2 pseudogenes are annotated in these 376 nt (G+C 70.5%); both read right to left on the bottom strand.

The window, feature by feature from the left end:
* Window positions 1–187, bottom strand: a pseudogene (locus TN53_RS42895) (anti-sigma regulatory factor); the annotation flags it as partial.
* A pseudogene (locus TN53_RS42900) lies at window positions 187–376 on the bottom strand (anti-anti-sigma factor); the annotation flags it as partial. The pseudogenes TN53_RS42900 and TN53_RS42895, both read right to left, overlap by 1 nt.

The following is a 376-nucleotide window of genomic DNA, read 5'->3' on the forward strand; positions in this document are numbered from 1 at the left end:
TCCGGCCGCCCCCGCCGTGCACCAGCGTGTTGCGGGCCAGTTCACTGGCGGCGGTGACCAGCTTGGTCTGCGCGACCAGACCGAAGCCCAGAATTCCGGCGGCCTGCCGCACATGCTGGCGCACCCAGGCGAGATCCATGTCGGAACGGATCGGCAGGCTCGCCTCGACGGCTGTGGAGGATGGCATCAAGGATGCTCCTGAGGCGATCCACCGAGGTCGGCCGCCGAAGTACGGCGCGCCAGCAGGTCCAAGGCCGCCTCCGTGGTGAGGGCGGTACGCAGCCCGGGCAGCGTCAGTCCCAGCTCGACCATCGTGATCGCCACTGCGGGCCGCATGCCTGCCAGTACGGTCCGGGCCGCCAGCAGCGAGGCGTTG

Origin of the sequence: Streptomyces sp. WM6386 (assembly GCF_000972385.1) — a bacterium.
Taxonomy (GTDB): Bacteria; Actinomycetota; Actinomycetes; order Streptomycetales; family Streptomycetaceae; genus Streptomyces.